Below are 16,886 nucleotides of genomic sequence, written 5' to 3' on the forward strand. Positions count from 1 at the left end.
TATCTCCGGAGATAGTTTGTTAGAATAGGCGTAGTGGGGTGAAAGCATTGGCATTAAAAATAGACGATGATCAACTACAAGCGATTCGTGAACGCATGGACGAGGCCAATCAACGTGCCCACTTTGTTATTTTCCAATCCGTGGAAAAACAAACGGGGAAGGTCCTGCGTTTGATTACCGACATCGAGAGCTTTCGAACAATTCAGGATCAACATCAGGATGATTCCGAAATGGTTATCATCCAGGATATTGTCCCGATTACGAATACGCTAGCTCGGTGGGCGGTAGCCGAAAACGTTGCCGCCCAGCAGGGGGATAACCCAGACGTCCTGAACGATTTGGAATACTACACTAATGAAGTTTTAAAAGAAAATCATCAAGCAGTTAATCCACCTGAGGATAATAACTAAAACAACCTGACGTCAGTTAGGTTGTTTTTTTTATGACAAATATTGTAAGGCGTTTAGCGATCGACATCCCAGTCGAGCTGGTAAACTAGGGGTAGATTCAGGGGCGAACTATGAGGAGGGATGATCATGAGACACGTTAAGTGGGGGCTTACCGTTGGGCTACTGATGTTGGCACTAGGGTTCCTGGGTAGCGGTATGACCGCATTGGCCAAGCGTACCGATCAAACGGTAACTTTTGGGCAATTAACAGCTAAAAATCCCAAGCGATTAGCAGCGATTCGGCAGGCGGCTCGGCAACAAGTTTTGAAACAGGCTAAGGTTAAAGGGGCCAGTAAAATTGAAGCGGTCTATCAGGTGAAATTGCCGACACATATGACTAAGAAGGCCACCTTGACGGTAGCTGGACTACAGATGAATTTATTGGCCAACCGTTTTAAAGTGAAGCGAATTACCATTCCGTATAGTCGATTAAAGGGGAAAGTTGTTAATCGATACTTGCCGAAGGCTAATCGGACAAAGCGGGTTAAGACGACAAAGATGGTCGCTTTGACTTTTGATGACGGTCCGGACCCTAAGCTAACCCCCCGGTTACTAAAGACACTTAAGAAGTATCATGTTCACGCCACCTTCTTTGAAGTTGGTCAGAGCGTCGCCCGATACCCCAAAATTTCGCGAGCGGTGTTAGCTGGAGGCAATGAACTGGGCAACCATTCCTGGAATCACCCGAATTTCAATCAAATTGGAACCGCTAAAACGGTCAGTCAGGTTAACCGGACCAATCGAGCCATCTATCAGGCAACGGGAACCTTACCACAGTATGTGCGGCCACCGTACGGCAATATTACGGCTACCGAGGGACGAGCAATTGAACAACCAGTCGTTCGGTGGTCCGTAGATTCACGGGACTGGGCTTATCTGAATTCTAGAAAAGACATTAATGAAGTTATGAAGGATACCCATGGTGGCGATATTGTGCTGATGCATGATATCCATCCACAGTCGGTCGCTGCAGTACCGACGATTATTAAACGGTTGAAGGCCAAGGGTTATAAGTTGGTCACAGTTAGTCAATTATTGAATGATCACGCACTACCGGGGCTCCAATACTTTGGTGCTCATGACTACCGGACAACTGGCAAATAAGAAAAAACGATTGGCTTCACGGTAAGACAGACCCGTGAGACCAATCGTTTTTAATTTAGGCAAGAAACTTTTTAGTAAGTTGTTCGTAGACTTGTTGGACGTGATGGAATTGATCCAGGTCCACGGATTCATTTAAAGCGTGAGCATCGTACCATTGACCGGAGCCGTAGACGATGACCGGAAAGACATTCTTAGATTTGATATATTCTGAAGCATCGGTGGCACCGTGAATGACTTGTAAGTTGACGGGTGTGCCAAATTCCGTATCAGCAATTTGTTTGGTCAACTGAACTAATTGGGAATCCTTGCGACTAATGATGGGCTTAAAGCTGTAGTCGATGTGGAGGGTGAGGTTGACGTTGGGCTCTTCATTCAGGTGGTTGACGGTTTCGTTTAGACGGTTGATGACGGCTTCATTATCGAATTCGGGGATGGGTCGAATATTACCCTGGAGTTCCGCCTTAGCAGGAATGCTGTTGACTTGTTCTCCACCCTCAAAAACGGTGACGCTGTGAACCAGAGGGCCTAGCTCTGGGCTAACCGGAGCATCATCGAATTCTGTCGCTTCGGCAGTGACATATTTGATGAGGTTTGTGATAGCATTGACTCCTTTTTCGGGCATGGAGCTATGGGCGCCAACGCCCTGGGAGTAGACGTGATAGTTCAAGGAACCATTGTGGGCATAGACGATGTTGCCCCCGGTAGGCTCGCCTAAAACCATGGCGCTAATGTCATCCGCAATGCCTTGCTTTGTAAGATCGCGGGAACCCATGGCCCCATTTTCTTCACCAACCGTTCCAATGAAACGCAGACGGCCGTTAAGCTGGTCTTGATGATCGGCGAGATTTAGGAAGGTAATAATCATACCCGCTAAGCCACTCTTCATGTCCGCACTGCCGCGACCGTAGAGCCGATTGTTTTCAACGTGGGCTGCGAAAGGATTGAACTTCCAGTCCGCCAAATCGCCGGTGGCGACAGTATCGAGATGGCCCGCCAAGGCTAAGACCTGGTCTGTTTTGTGATTTCCAATTTCGGCAACAATGTTACTGCGGCCCTCGGCATAAGGGGTAATGGTTGACGAGATCCCATGTTCGGCAAAGAGTTGTTTGATATAGTCGGCTACCGCAGCTTCGTTACCGTTGACAGAATTAATCTGAATCAAATGCTGAAGAATCTGAATTTGTTCACTATCTTCCATAAAATTAAAGCCTGCTTTCTCATCGATCTTTAATGTTAAAATTTATTTTAACACTGATTTATCAGAATGGCTGAAAATTCTCTGTAAATGTTTTGTATGGTTAGCAAACGTGTGTTCGCTTTTGTGCTCGGCTGTGCTAGAATATAATAATGATATGAGTCGTCATCACTGAGTTGGTGGCGAATGAACGGATGTCATGAAGGAGGCTGACTGATGAGTTTACAGTTTATTTTGGGAAGTGCGCAGTTCGATCACCGCCAGCCCTTGGTAAAGGCCATGGCGACGGTGGTTGAGCAGCCGACGGAGCAAGCCTATTATTTGGTTCCGAATCACATTAAGTTCGAGACCGAAGTGGATGTGTTGGCGGCGTTAAAGCGGCTCAGCTCACCAGACACGACTTTGTTTGCCCAATCGCAGGTTCAGGTGTTTTCGTTCACACGGTTGGCCTGGTTCTTCATGAAGAATGAACCAGTTTATCAGCTGCCACGGATCTCTACGGCTGGTTTAAATATGTTGGTCTATCAGATTATTCAGCAACATGCCGCGGAGTTGACGGTGTTTCGGGGGGAAGTCGATCGGCCGGGGTTTATCAGTCAGTTAGCGACTCAGTTGGCAGAGTTTAAGGTGGGACAGGTTACGGCGGCCGATCTGGCGAAGGCAACGCAGAATCTAGGGACGACCAATGCCGATCTGCGGGCCAAACTGCAAGATCTGACCGTCATCTATACGGCATTTGAAGAACAAATGCTGGGAAAATATGTCGAAAATACCGACTTACTTAATCAATTGGCGGACTATTTGAAAACGACGGCCGATCTCAGTCATGCGCATTTCTATCTCGAGGGTTTTTCTCAACTGAGCGCACAGGAGCGCCAACTGGTCGCGGTGCTCATTCAGCAGTCGGCCAGCGTCACGGTTGCTTTGGATTTGGATCATCAGGCATCTCAGCAGCTTCCAGATCCGACGAATCTCTTCTTTCAGTCGGCCAGGCTATACCGACAGCTTTATCAGGTCGCGCAGGCTAATCGCGTACCGGTGTTGATTGACCAACAGGCAACGACGCCACGAGTGACTCCTGATTTGCAAGCACTAGCGGACTATTGGGAGGCGACGACCACGTTGTCACCCCAACCAAAGCCGGCAACCACGATCCCTCAAGACATTCAGTTGGTTCAGGCCGATAATCGCTACGTAGAAGTCTCGCGAATTGCCACGAAAATTCGGCAAATGGTGGCGACGGGGGAGTACCGCTACCGCGATTTCTTGATCTTGGCCCGGCACTTGGAGACTTACCAGACGGTGGTAGGACCTATTTTTTCGGCGCAAGAGATTCCTTACTTTAATGACGTTGATATTCAGATGGCTGATCATCCCTTTGTGGAATTGCTCAATGCTTTATTTGATGTTGATCGGAAGAACTATCGATATGCGGATGTATTTCGGGTCCTGAAGTCGGAGTTACTCTTGCCACGGGATGCGGCAGGCACCTTTATGGATCTGCAGGCCTATCGACAAGCGCTAGCTCTGACTGAGAACTTGGTATTAAAAACGGGATTTGAAGGTAAATCGCGCTGGACGCAGAAGCAAGACTGGCAGTATACCCGTTTCTCCGCAGGGGATGATCAGGTTCAGACCAGTCAAGACGAAAAAATTACGGCACAAATTAATACGATTCGTCATTTTATTCAGACGACATTGCCGCCATTCTTTGCCCGACTCAAAAAGGCTAGGAGCTATACGGATGCCGCCACTATTTTATATCAATTTTTAACGGCCAATGGGGTCGATCAACGGCTCATGGCTTGGCGTGATCAGGCTATCGATGAAGGCGATCTCGTTCGAGCTGGCCAACCGGAGCAAACATGGACCACGTTCTGTCAGATGCTGGACGAATGTCATCGGATCATCGGTGACCAGCCTTTCCATCAGGCTGATTTTCAGGACTTGCTGCAGGCTGGATTTGCCGGTGCTAAGTTTAATCAGATTCCATCGACACTGGATCAAGTCCAGTTGTCTGAAAGTGGGATTGTCCAGGCGAACAATCGACGAGTGACCTTTCTGATGGGAGCCACGGCCGATGCCATGCCAGACGATCAGTTGCCAAATACCTTGCTGGCAGATAATGACCGGCGGGATTTAAGCGATGAGCTCCAGGCGACTGATGAAGACCAATATCTTCGTGACGATGCGGCGACTCAATTGGCGGGTGAACCGTACCTGAATTATCTGGCTTTTCTCAGTGGCAGTGAGAAGCTGATCTTGAGTTACCCGATTTCTAGTGATGATGCCAAGAACGGTCTCGACATTTCGCCCTACGTTGCCCGTATTCGGGACTATTTCCACTTGCCAGTCACGATGGCCCCGGCAACCCCCAAGGCTGATGATCAGGACATTCGGCCGTTTGTCGGCACTCGAAGAGCAACACTACGTCACTTGGTTCAGGCTAGTCATGACAGTCAGCAGCGGCAGCAGCGGTTATCACCGGCATGGCTGTTCATTTTGCAGCAGTTACAGGGTGATCGGCAGTATGGGACATTAACGACTAAACTGCTGGGTAGTTTGGCTTATAAAAATACGCCAACGCCGTTGATGCCAGATATTGTGACTCAACTCTATGGCCAGAAGATCAGCACGTCGATCTCTAAATTAGAGGAGTATTATTCGAACCCGTATGCCTACTTTTTAAAGTATGGTTTGAAGCTCCAGGAGCGGGATGTCTTTGAACTCTCGCCAGCCAGCACGGGTGAGTTCTTTCACGCGACGATGGATGGCTTGATGAAGCTGGTTAATCAGCAGCACTTGGATCTATCGACATTGGACGATCAACAACTAGGTGAGTTGACGGATGAGGTTGTGGCGAAAGTCTTAGATACGACGACAAATCCCCAATTTGCCATTTTAGAGAGTTCACATCGGATGGCTTATATTCGGCAACAACTGATTAAGACGATGAAGCAAATGGCTCGGACCATGCGCAATCAAAGCAAACGAACCAAGTTACGACCTAAGCGAACGGAGGTCCAGTTTGGGTTGGGTAATGCTGGTGGTTTAGCACCATTAGCCTTTGATTTGGGCAATGAACGGCAGGTCATGGTTCGCGGACGGATTGACCGGTTGGATGCCTTACAAGTTGACGAGAAGACTTATTTGGGTGTCGTTGATTACAAGAGCTCCGATCACAAGTTCAGTTACCAGGAAGCATATTACGGCCAGGCAATGCAAATGTTGACGTATCTAGATGCTGTGCGGAAGAACCTCCCTAAGTTAGTGGGGGCGAACGCCGCTCAGCAAGCGGAACTAGCTGGAGCGGTCTACCTACATTTACAGAATCCAATTTTGAAGGCGGCCGAAGTTCTAGGAACCGACCTGTCCGAAGCGTTATTGAAAGCGGAACAGTACCAGGGGCTATTACTAGATGATCCGGAATTGTTGACGAATATTGATTCTTTGTTCGAACAACCGGAGTACAGTGGGAGTTCCATTCTTTTCCGTGGTTTGCGACGGACCAAGAAGGGAACCATTACCTCGTATGGCAAGCTGTTAGTCAATCCGGATGAGTTGGACCTCTTACTCCAGCACACGGAAAATCTGATCAAGCAGGCGGCGAGTCAGATCTTCGCCGGTCGCGTCGATTTGGCGCCAACGAGGGAACAGAATCGAACGGCACTGCAGTATTCACCGTACAAATCCATCATGCAGTTTGACCCATTGCTTCAAGAAAATAACTATCATGACCTTACCCCACTCGATAAGGATGAGGTTATGCGACGCATCGCAGAAGAACAGGCAAAGGAGGCACACCATGGGTAAAAAATTTAATTTCACACCAAGCCAAGATCTGGCGATTCATCAAACGGGTAATAATTTGCTGGTGTCGGCCTCCGCAGGTTCTGGAAAAACACGGGTCCTGGTCCAACGTGTCATTGAAAAATTGAAGGCGGGAACGGGTATCGATGAAATTCTAATTGTGACGTTTACCAAGGCCGCAGCCAGTGAAATGCGAGAACGAATTCAAACAGCTCTGCGTCAAGAATTGGCGGCCAATCAAGGGGATACCGATCGACAACAATTCTATCTCCGCCAGTTAAATCAGCTTCCGGTGGCTGACATTAGTACCTTAGATGCCTTTTGTTTACGGATTCTTCAGCATTACTACTATGTGATTGACCAGGACCCGGTATTTCGGCTTTTAGCCGATGAGACGGAGAACGGGCTAATTCGGGACGAAGTCTGGGCGGATGTGCGAGAACAACTGTACGCCGATGATGAGTCGGGAGAGTTTGCGCGGTTGACGGAGAATTCTTCTGGTGACCGGTCGGACGATGGACTCGCGGATTTGGTTCAACAGACTAACACCTTTGCCAATGCGACGGCCGATCCAGCGGCGTGGCTGGCAAAGCTTCCCGATCGCTATGAATTAGATGGCGATCAGTTAACGACAACGACCTTTTATCGAGAACAGCTACAGCCCCTATTTTCGGAACAACTTGATCAAATCAAGGCCGATTTGACGAGTGCCCTGACGTTGGCTCAGCAGGCTCGGTTGGATAAACAAATTAACCACTTAGAGACGGTCTTAGCTAGCTTGACTACGGTTCAGGAGCTAGTCAGTGGTGGACGCTGGAATGACCTTAGAGCGGCCATTCAGGACTTCCCATGGGGGCGAATACCAGCTATTCGGAAGACCAATGAAGATTATCCGATTTATTCTGAGCTAAAGACTACTTACTATGACCCGGCAAAAAAGCAGTTGGAGACGCTCAAGAAGAGTTTCCTGTTACAGACGGAGGAACAAGCCGTCACAACGATTCGTCAGTCTGCCAAGTTAGTGACGGAATTGTCACGGGTTGTCACGGTCTTTCGTCAGGCTTACTGGGATGAGAAACAGCGTCGACATGTCTTGGACTTTGCCGATGTCGAACATGCTGCCCTACGGATTTTGACCCTAGACTCTGATCAGTCACGGCAGGTGGCTGAACAGTTGAGTCGTCAATATCAGGAGATCATGGTCGATGAGTATCAAGATACCAATGGCTTGCAAGAGGCCATTTTGACGGCCATTGCGCATCCGGCACCTGCTGGTAATCTCTTTATGGTGGGGGATGTTAAGCAGTCAATTTATCGGTTCCGGCAAGCTGATCCCACGCTGTTTATGGGGACGACGGATCGGTATGTGGCCGATGATTCTCAAGGACAATTGATTGTTTTGGCGGAAAATTTCCGTTCAATGAAAAATGTGGATGACTTCACCAATTTAATTTTTAAGCAACTGATGAATCGAGAGCTGGGTGAGATCGACTACACGGGGTCGGCTGAGCTCAAGTTCGGCGCAACCTATTATCCCGACGAGGACGTTAAAAGTACGGCCGAACTGTTGGTTTATTTAACCGATGAGGCGGCCGAACCCGGTTCGACGGATGCCGATCAAGAACCGATGGACGAGACTTTCCAGGTGGATAACAAACACCAAGGGGAAGTCTTACTGACGGGGAAGAAGATTCAGGAACTCATCGCTGCTAAGACGCCGATTTACGATCGCGAGGCTAAACAGGTCCGGCCGATGACGTATGGTGACATTACCTTATTGACGCCGACTCGAACCAACAATTTGATTATCACCGATGAGCTTCGGCGAATGGGCATCCCCGTGGTGGTTAGTGATGCGCAGAATTACTTTAAGACCACAGAAATTCAGATTATGATGTCTTTGCTTCAGGTGATTGATAATCCTTACCAAGATATTCCCCTAGCCGCGGTGCTACGTTCTCCGATCGTTGGGTTAGATGAAAATGAGCTAGCGCTTCTCAGAATTAATTCGAAAACGGGGGACTATTTTCAAGCGTTACAACACTTCCAACAGGTGGCCGCTACTGCTGCTACTGGAGATTTCCAACAACGCGTTTTTGAAAAGGTCAATCATTTCCTGGAACAACTAAAGCTGTTCCGAGACGTGGCCCAGCAAAATGAGTTGGTCACCTTGATCTGGCGAATTTATCAAGAGACGGGATTTCTTGACTATGTGGGTGGTATGCCCGCGGGTGAACAACGGCAAGCTAATCTGCATGCCCTGTACGAACGGGCACGGACATATGAGCGGAGTAGCTTTAAAGGGTTGTTCCAATTTGTTCGGTTTGTTCAACGACTACAGCAGCGGGATGCCGACTTGGCGGGTGCACCGGTTCAAACGGCTGAGGATGCCGTATCCGTGATGACGATTCATGGGAGCAAGGGACTCGAGTTCCCGGTTGTTTTTGTCATGGATGCCTCGCGTCAATTTAATCGACAAGACCAACAAGGAAACTATGTGATGAGTGGCAAGACCGGGATTGGGATTGATTATTTGGATCCCGATAGTCGGGTCAAGGCACCGAGCTTACAGAAACTCGTTACGGCCCAGGCAATCTCGCGGGCTAGTCTTGCGGAGGAAATGCGAAAGCTCTATGTGGCCCTGACTCGTGCCGAGTCGCGGCTGTACATTGTGGGTTCTCATAAGACAAAAGAAGAGGCGCTGGCGACTTGGAATCAGGCCTACCAGAGCGCCGATCTCGTTTTGAATGCAACCTTGCGGGAAAAGAATACCTTGGCGAATGACCTGGATTGGATCGGTATGAGCCTGGTACGGTCACCACACTTTGCGGCTGATCTACGAGAAAATTCAACGAGTTTTGTCGGGTTAGCTGATGATCCTGCTGAGTTTAAGGTCACCTTTGCGGGAGCAGCCGAGGTTGAGCCAACGGCGGCCGTTGGAACTGAGGAAGCCGATTGGCTGCAAGCGGCCCAACAGGCAGCTAAAACCGTTTCATCAGCGAAGGTATCCGGGGAACAATTGGTTCAGGTGATGGACTTCAAGTACCCGCATGACTCGGCCACAAAGACGACGGCCTATCAATCGGTGTCGGAGGCCAAACGGCTTTTCGAGGATCCGGATAATGCCACAATTGGTGAATATCAGGCGTCCGCCGATCGTCAGAGTGGACATCGTTTTGTCACCCATGACTTCGCCCGACCAGAATTTTTACAAACGGTGCGAGAACCCTTACCAATGGAGATTGGAACGGCGACTCACCTGGTTCTGCAGCAGCTGGACGTGCAAACGCCGCCAACAACGACTAGCGTTCAAGACTTAATCGATCAGCTGGTGGGCGATCAGGTGCTCGCTGCGGAGGTGGCTAAGCGGATTGACGTTACCAAGATCCTACAATTCTTTGACAGTGTTGTTGGGCAACAGGTATTGGCTCACCCAACGGATTTACAACGTGAAGTTCCGTTCTCGTTGTTGATGCCGGCGAGGAGCCTGTTCGCTGACTTCCAAGAGCAAGATTCACAAGTTCTAGTGCATGGGATTGTCGATGGTTATTTGACGACACCGAAGGGCATTGTTCTCTTTGACTACAAGACCGATCACGTTAATCTTAAGCATGTCGAGGACAGCGAACAAAAATTGATTGATCGGTATGGCGGCCAAGTTAATCTGTATGCGACGGCTTTGCAGCAGATGACAGGCCTACCAATTGTTAATCAGTATTTATATCTATTAGCAACGGGTGATTTGGTTAGTGTTCCACGACAGCAAATTCAAGCCTAAAAAAACGGACGTGACTGTGAAAAGTCGCGTCCGTTTTGGTTATTAACATCTATTTATTTAAGGGTAAAGAGTGAACCTAAGACGAAGAGCTGGACCAAAATAACGGCCAAAATACCGGTGAATCCTGGGTAATAGTGGTGATCCCGATGGTACAGGGTTACTAGGACACTCACCAAGGCAATCAGGCCAACGATTAAGAGAATGATGAGTTTTAATTTAACTGCTGCATCTGCTGCGGCCATAGCGGTCGCCTCCTTCTAAGTCAATGTGTCTTCAGTATACCAGAAGCAGCAACGATTAGCGTTCGAGGAGTAGGGCGATACCCATACCACCGCCGACACACATAGCGGCGACGCCGCGTGATCGCTGGCTGTGTTGGAGTTCGTGTAGTAAGGTTACCACAATTCGTGTTCCAGACGCACCCAGGGGATGCCCCAGGGCGATACTCCCACCGTTAACGTTGAGTTTGTCGGTGGGCAACTGAAGGTCACGAACCACGGCCACCGACTGGGCGGCAAATGCCTCATTGAGCTCATAGCGATCCACGTCATCAACCGTGAGATGTTGATTGGTCAACACCTTTTGAATGGCTTCGACTGGGGCGTATCCCATGATATCCGGATCAATGCCGACTTCCTGGTAGCCCTTAAGGGTGGCCAGGTAAGGGACATTTTGAGCGATGGCGGCCGACTTACGCATGAGAATCATGGCCGCTGCCCCATCATTTAAACCGGCAGCGTTGCCAGCAGTGACGGTTCCATTTGACTTGAAGGCTGGTCGCAAGGCAGCCAGTTTAGCTGCTGAAGTGTTTGCCCGGACGGCCTCATCCTGCGTAATTTTTTGGCCTGCGACAGCGACGGGGGTGATTTCGGCATCGAAGCGGTGTGCTGCTTGGGCCTTGACGGCTTTTTGTTGCGACTTTAAGGCAAACGCATCTTGTTCTGCTCGGCTAATATGGAACTTACTGGCCACATTTTCGGCAGTGATTCCCATGGGGTCCCCGCTGAAGGCGTCTGTGAGGCCATCCTGGGCCAAACTATCCGTTAAGGTAACGTCACCAAACTTATGCCCGGAACGCGTGTGAGCGTTTAAGTAAGGCGCCTGACTCATGCTTTCTGTGCCACCAACTAAGACGACGTCAGCGTCACCCATCATAATGGCACTTTGGCCCAATCTGATGGCCTTTAAGCTGGAGCCACAGACCTGATTAACCGTCATGGCGGTGCTACTGGTCGATAGGCCGGCGTTAAGTTCAATTTGACGGGCAACATTTTGGCCCAAACCAGCCTGGAGCACTGTCCCAAAGATGGTCTGTTGAATCGTTTTGGGGTCTAACCCGCTGCGGTGAATCGCAGCTTTAGCGGCAATGGTTCCCAGCTCAGTGGCGGTCACGGTCTGCAGGCTACGACCAAATTTGCCAATCGGAGTCCGAACGGCACTAACAATGACAACTTCTTCCATGGTCATGGTTTCTCCTTTTCCGATAAGTTTCCGAAACTTAAATATAACCGACTTTAGGCGATTTGTCTTGAGTTTGTCGTTGAGATACCAGGGGATTTGCTTTTTCTTAATTATTTTTCCTATAATGGGGAACAGAGTTATCAAAAGAGGGGGTCCAGTTATGACAAAATCAATGGGAGCACCCAATCATTTAACCGTGGCCGAATTTTTAGCGTCGCCGGCGGCCCATAAGATGTCAGCAAATCAGCAACGGTATGCACAGGCGATTCTTGAAGACGTGCAACACGCTAGGGAAACGGTGAATCTCGCCAACGGGGAATGGTCATCAGCACAGATCGCGGGAACGTTAGCCGCCCTGCCGACGCTGGTTAACCAGCCCCACACTTACTTTGTGGCGGTCGTCCCGGTCTTAACGGCCTATTTTAAGGCACGGCAGCAGCCTAATCTGGCGGCAGTCTTGGCGGCGGTCAAGGCGGCTCGTCCCGCGTTAGTGGCCAAGCACGACCAAGTATCGGCTGAGCAGGCAGCCTACGAAGACGTGGTGGATCTGGTTGAACAGTGGGTTCAAGCAATGGTTGCCCAACCCGAGGTTGCCAACTTGGCACCAGCCGATCTGGAAAATTTCGTCACGGTCATTCATACGACGGCAGAACTCATGATCACTGGGAAGCAGCTACAGCCCGAGGCTTGGACCGTGAATAGCTTAGACGAAATTATGTTTGGGCCATTCACTCATTTACTGGACGAAGAAGAACGGGTGCCAGCGCTCTTTAACCTGGTACCATTCGCGTTGACAACGTTATTCAATTATCTAGGGGAGCAGGGTCGTCTGCCACATCAGGCCGATCTATTGGCGTGGGTGAGCGACCGGCATTCGGCGCTCATCACCATGTATGATCCGCAGCTAGAGCACTTCTTTGAAGATCTTACGGTGGCGATGCAGGCTAAAGGGATTGCGGCCAGTGACCATGCGGCAGTTGACGCCTTTACGCAGGAGTATCTGCGGGCACATCCCCAAGTTGGACAGAAGCTATTTAGTACTGATCAACAATTGGGTAAGACTAAACATCCTCATCAATTAAAATACAGCCAAAAGCGGCGTAAGAAACGACACAAACGGTAAATAAAAACGGTCTCGAGCAAGAAATTTTGCTCGAGACCGTTTTGCGTTTGACTAGTTTTCGTTGACGAAGGCGGCAATGGCCCCTTTAGCGACAACGGGATCGGTATCATATGGTGTATCAACACCCTTGACCTTTTGGTAAGGATCTTCACCTTTACCGGCCAGAACCACGAGATCGTGATTAGTGGCGGTCGCGATAGCGTGGCGAATGGCTTCTTCCCGTTGCGGAATAATCATGGTCTTTACCTTGGAATGGTCGATAAAGCTATCGATTTCCTTGGCAATTTTCATGGGATCCTCGTAACCAGGATCGTCGGTCGTCAGGAAGGCCGTGTCGGCATATTGGTTCAGCGCCTTGGCAAAACCTTCACGCCGATCTTCACCTTTGTCACCGGTACTGCCAAGAACGGCAGTAACATGGTAGTCGGGGAATTGGGTATGAAGGAACTTCAAGAGGGCGTTCATACTGCCCCAATCATGGGCGTAGTCGATGTAGACTGTCCCATGATGCTTGGTCTTGATGAACTCCATCCGACCAGGCACCACGGTATTGGCTAAACCGGCTTGCATGTCAGCCACGGCGGCACCAGCTAAATGACTGGCCATGATGGCGGCAGTCGCATTAGCCTGATTAAAGTCACCAGGTAGCGAGACGTCATAGTCGGTAGCCAAGTCGGTCAAATCGGCATGATCGCCGTTAACGGTGAGGTTAAAGGAACTGCCGGTAAGCGAGGCGGCATCCTGAGTGATGGACAGGGTGGCCTCAGGCTGGTTAAAGCCGTAGGTGAAGATGTGGTCAGGCGCCGTGGAAACCTTGGCGGCTGAAAGCACCTCATCGAAATGGTCGGCATCCGCATCAATGATACAATTCCGAGAATTGAGCATCAGTTGCATTTTGCAGAAAAGATAGTTAGCGAAGTTAGGATGTTCGTTGACCCCAATATGGTCGGGGGAGATGTTCAGGAAGACCCCAACATCAAACGTTAACCCGTAGACCCGGTCGAGGAGGTAAGCCTGAGAAGCAACTTCCATGACTAGGTACTTGCAACCATTATCGACGGCTTGCCGCATTTCGTGAAAAATATCGAAGGATTCCGCCGTCGTCAAGTGAGCCTTGAACTCATCGTCTGGCTTGGGACCAATGATGTGATTAATCGTGGAGAACATGGCAACTTCCTTCGGATTGGCGTGAGCCAAAATGTTTTTCGTGAAGTAAGTTGAGGTGGTCTTCCCTTTGGTTCCCGTATAGCCAATCACAAAGAGATCGTTTTGCGGGAAATTAAAGAACAGTTGAGCAGCTAGTGAGAGGGCCTTGCGGACGTCGCTCACTAAAATCATGGGTGTATCCACGTGATAATCTTCTTCTGCCAAATAGATGCTGGCACCTTTATCGATGGCCTGCTTGAGGTAATCGACAGAGAAGTTGAAGCCTTTGCAGACGAAGAGGCTATTCTTAGTAGCCTGGCGTGAATCATACGCTAACGAGTCGACATTAACGTCGTCAGATTTGAGCGTCGTTCCTTGGTAAATATCGTGTTCTTGGAGTAACGCGATCAGCTGATTTACTCGCATTCAATCGTCCCTTTCGTCATTAATCGTTTGGCCGCATGGTTGGGAAAAGCATGACATCGCGGATGGAAGCTGCATCAGTCAGCAACATCGTCATCCGGTCGATTCCGATACCCAGACCACCAGTAGGTGGCATCCCATATTCCATAGCTTCGACGTAATCCTCATCAATACCGTGGGCTTCTTCGTTACCCGCCGCACGTTCAGCGTCTTGGGATTCAAACCGTTGACGTTGGTCGATTGGGTCGTTTAATTCAGTAAAGGCGTTACCGTATTCATTACCATTGATGTAAAGTTCGAACCGGTCGGTGAACCGAGGGTCCTTAGGGTTCTTCTTAGCCAATGGCGAAATTTCAACGGGGTGACCGTAGATGAAGGTTGGGTTAACTAACGTATCTTGCACCTTTTCTTCGAAGAAGGCGTTGATGATGTGGCCAACCTTCCAGTAAGGTTCACAGTGAATGCCATTATCTTCGGCAAGCTTGTGCGCGTCTTCATCGGACATGGGTTGCCAGAAGTCGATACCAGTTGCGTCCTTAACGGCGTCCACCATGTGAACCCGCTTGAAGTCGGCGTCTAAGTCGATGTCCTTACCTTGGTAAGTGATCTGGCCGGTACCCTTAACCTTGTTCGCAACGTAGCGGAAGATATTTTCCGTTAAGTCCATGACATCGGTGTAATCAGCGTAAGCCGTGTAGACTTCAACCATGTTGAATTCGGGGTTGTGACGTAAGTCGGTTCCTTCATTTCGGAAGTCTTTCCCTAATTCGTAAACCTTTTCGACACCACCAACGATGAGTCGCTTCAAGTAAAGTTCCGTTGCGATCCGTAGGTATAATGGAATATCAAAAGCATTAGAGTGGGTCACGAATGGACGTGCTTCGGCACCGCCGGCTTCCGTTTGCAGGATTGGCGTGTCAACTTCCAGGTAACCTTCATTATCGAGATATTCCCGAATAGCCCGCTTAATCTTCGTTACTTGGATGAATCGGTCGAAGCTATCACGGTTGGCAATCAGGTCCAGGTACCGTTGACGATAGATGGTTTCAGGATTGGTTAAACCGTGATACTTGTCTGGCAATGGCCGTAAGGATTTGGACAAGAAGTCGAAGTCGGTCAGACGTAACGTTAGGGCGCCAGTGTTGGTTTTGATCATGTAGCCCTTAGCACCAATGAAGTCCCCAAGGTCTAACGTCTTGTACAGACTGTATTTGTCTTCGCCAAGTTCGTCTTGACGAGCGTATACTTGGACAACACCTGTTCTGTCGAGTAAGTCCATAAAGCCGGCTTTACCACTACCACGCTTACCGGTGATTCGACCTGCAACAGCAACATAATGTTTGTCGTCCATCAGTTCATCTTTATCGAACTGGTCGTATTTTTCTGTCAGTGTCTTGCTAGTGTCGGTCCGATCGAAGCGGTGACCGAAAGGCGCAATGCCTTCCTCTGCAAGCTTGTTCATTTTATCCCGCCGAACCTGCATTTGGTCATTCAGATCAGCTGGCGCCGCATTATTATTTTTGCTGTTACCCATGTTGTGTCCTCCTATATAACTATTGATTCAATGCAATTGAATCTAAACCTCACTTAAATTTAGTTGATTTTAGCCTAATAAGCAAGCCTAACTCCCTTAAAACCGGCAAGTTCTACCGAGTGAAAGCGAAATTAAACCAGTTCTAGCGGATACGGTTGCATTAATAATTCATCCACGGAAATTCCGGCAATGTGTGCTAACGGGTATAAGGAAAGTGGATTGGGGAGATGTTGTCCCTTGAGCCAGTAATTGAGCTTGGTATTGCTAATCTGGTAGTCGAAGGTATCCGTGATCTCTGCGGCAAATTCGGCAACGCTACGCGGATAGGGGTAGTTCTTGATCTGATTAAGCTTATCCGAAAGCTCTGTCATGATATCGTCGAGAGCCGTGGGCGTCATCCTAGGAACGGCTTCCGCGGGCAGTAGTCGCGAACTGGGTGCGAGGAGGCTATCTAGGCTGGTGGAGCCTAAGTCCGCCATGGCCATGATAAACTCTAAATGGGGGACGGCTTGGCCACGTTCCCAACGAATTAACGTCCCGCGGCCAATGGTCTTACCCGTTAGGCGAGTAATCTCGTTAGCAAAGTGAGTGTAATCCTGATCAGCGGTTCGCTGTCTGATCTTTTTAATTTTGTTTGATAAGTAGAATCGGTTAGCTTCCATGAGGAAACTCCTTTAATATAAGTGTAGGAAATCTAGATACTCCCATTTTAGTTTAGTTTTGACAAATTTGAGCTATACAAAACAGGAATAATGTTAATAAATGGATTTTTTGACACTTTTCCGGCTTTGTCTAATGCTTTTATTCAATATTCGTCGCATAATGAATTTGTTGAATGAGTTAGACAAAGTGTTCAACGAAAC

11 protein-coding genes are annotated in these 16,886 nt (G+C 49.1%); 5 read left to right on the plus strand and 6 right to left on the minus strand.

The window, feature by feature from the left end:
- The first annotated feature begins 38 nt into the window (after window positions 1–38).
- The gene (locus LSE01S_RS03215; protein WP_235808293.1) at window positions 39–410 is read left to right on the plus strand and encodes a hypothetical protein; all 372 of its coding nucleotides are present in this window, start codon (window positions 39–41) and stop codon (window positions 408–410) included.
- Between the two features lie 126 nt (window positions 411–536).
- Window positions 537–1,553, plus strand: coding sequence for a polysaccharide deacetylase family protein (locus tag LSE01S_RS03220; RefSeq protein ID WP_061776186.1), 1,017 nt, complete (start codon window positions 537–539; stop codon window positions 1,551–1,553).
- A 55-nt stretch (window positions 1,554–1,608) separates the two neighbouring features.
- Here the strand turns inward: LSE01S_RS03220 and LSE01S_RS03225 are convergent, their stop codons facing one another.
- Window positions 1,609–2,751, minus strand: coding sequence for an ArgE/DapE family deacylase (locus LSE01S_RS03225; protein WP_061776187.1), 1,143 nt, complete (start codon window positions 2,749–2,751; stop codon window positions 1,609–1,611).
- Window positions 2,752–2,964: 213 nt separating this feature from the next.
- Here LSE01S_RS03225 and LSE01S_RS03230 point away from each other — a divergent pair, with 213 nt between their 5' ends.
- Together LSE01S_RS03230 and addA are read left to right on the plus strand one after the other, a co-directional pair.
- The gene (locus tag LSE01S_RS03230) at window positions 2,965–6,561 is read left to right on the plus strand and encodes a PD-(D/E)XK nuclease family protein (RefSeq protein WP_061776188.1); all 3,597 of its coding nucleotides are present in this window, start codon (window positions 2,965–2,967) and stop codon (window positions 6,559–6,561) included.
- A complete protein-coding gene (gene addA, locus LSE01S_RS03235) occupies window positions 6,554–10,336 on the plus strand; it encodes a helicase-exonuclease AddAB subunit AddA (protein ID WP_061776189.1) in 3,783 nt (1,260 codons plus the stop codon). Before LSE01S_RS03230 ends, addA begins: the two co-directional genes overlap by 8 nt.
- 53 nt (window positions 10,337–10,389) lie before the next feature.
- Here addA and LSE01S_RS03240 read toward each other — a convergent pair whose 3' ends face one another.
- Together LSE01S_RS03240 and LSE01S_RS03245 are read right to left on the minus strand one after the other, a co-directional pair.
- Entirely contained in the window at window positions 10,390–10,578 is a 189-nt protein-coding gene (locus LSE01S_RS03240) for a hypothetical protein (protein WP_061776190.1), read from the minus strand.
- 55 nt (window positions 10,579–10,633) lie between these two features.
- Entirely contained in the window at window positions 10,634–11,797 is a 1,164-nt protein-coding gene (locus LSE01S_RS03245) for a thiolase family protein (RefSeq protein WP_061776191.1), read from the minus strand.
- A 160-nt stretch (window positions 11,798–11,957) separates the two neighbouring features.
- Here LSE01S_RS03245 and LSE01S_RS03250 point away from each other — a divergent pair, with 160 nt between their 5' ends.
- On the plus strand, window positions 11,958–12,920 hold the full coding sequence (locus tag LSE01S_RS03250; RefSeq protein WP_061776192.1) for a hypothetical protein: 963 nt from the start codon (window positions 11,958–11,960) through the stop codon (window positions 12,918–12,920).
- A 51-nt stretch (window positions 12,921–12,971) separates the two neighbouring features.
- Here LSE01S_RS03250 and LSE01S_RS03255 read toward each other — a convergent pair whose 3' ends face one another.
- From LSE01S_RS03255 to LSE01S_RS03265, 3 genes are all read right to left on the minus strand, one after another.
- The gene (locus tag LSE01S_RS03255; RefSeq protein ID WP_061776193.1) at window positions 12,972–14,492 is read right to left on the minus strand and encodes a UDP-N-acetylmuramoyl-L-alanyl-D-glutamate--2,6-diaminopimelate ligase; all 1,521 of its coding nucleotides are present in this window, start codon (window positions 14,490–14,492) and stop codon (window positions 12,972–12,974) included.
- Window positions 14,493–14,511: 19 nt separating this feature from the next.
- Window positions 14,512–16,023, minus strand: coding sequence for a lysine--tRNA ligase (lysS, locus tag LSE01S_RS03260; RefSeq protein ID WP_061776194.1), 1,512 nt, complete (start codon window positions 16,021–16,023; stop codon window positions 14,512–14,514).
- 131 nt (window positions 16,024–16,154) lie between these two features.
- A complete protein-coding gene (locus LSE01S_RS03265) occupies window positions 16,155–16,685 on the minus strand; it encodes a helix-turn-helix domain-containing protein (RefSeq protein WP_061776195.1) in 531 nt (176 codons plus the stop codon).
- Between the last annotated feature and the right edge of the window lie 201 nt (window positions 16,686–16,886).

This window comes from Levilactobacillus senmaizukei DSM 21775 = NBRC 103853, from assembly GCF_001592085.1.
In the GTDB taxonomy this organism is placed as follows: domain Bacteria; phylum Bacillota; class Bacilli; order Lactobacillales; family Lactobacillaceae; genus Levilactobacillus; species Levilactobacillus senmaizukei.

Coding starts and splice junctions, on each gene's coding strand:
- LSE01S_RS03220 (WP_061776186.1), top strand. CDS start 537: ATGAGACACGTTAAGTGGGGGCTTACCGTTGGGCTACTGATGTTGGCA.
- LSE01S_RS03225 (WP_061776187.1), bottom strand. CDS start 2,751: ATGGAAGATAGTGAACAAATTCAGATTCTTCAGCATTTGATTCAGATT.
- LSE01S_RS03230 (WP_061776188.1), top strand. CDS start 2,965: ATGAGTTTACAGTTTATTTTGGGAAGTGCGCAGTTCGATCACCGCCAG.
- addA (WP_061776189.1), top strand. CDS start 6,554: ATGGGTAAAAAATTTAATTTCACACCAAGCCAAGATCTGGCGATTCAT.
- LSE01S_RS03240 (WP_061776190.1), bottom strand. CDS start 10,578: ATGGCCGCAGCAGATGCAGCAGTTAAATTAAAACTCATCATTCTCTTA.
- LSE01S_RS03245 (WP_061776191.1), bottom strand. CDS start 11,797: ATGGAAGAAGTTGTCATTGTTAGTGCCGTTCGGACTCCGATTGGCAAA.
- LSE01S_RS03250 (WP_061776192.1), top strand. CDS start 11,958: ATGACAAAATCAATGGGAGCACCCAATCATTTAACCGTGGCCGAATTT.
- LSE01S_RS03255 (WP_061776193.1), bottom strand. CDS start 14,492: ATGCGAGTAAATCAGCTGATCGCGTTACTCCAAGAACACGATATTTAC.
- lysS (WP_061776194.1), bottom strand. CDS start 16,023: ATGGGTAACAGCAAAAATAATAATGCGGCGCCAGCTGATCTGAATGAC.
- LSE01S_RS03265 (WP_061776195.1), bottom strand. CDS start 16,685: ATGGAAGCTAACCGATTCTACTTATCAAACAAAATTAAAAAGATCAGA.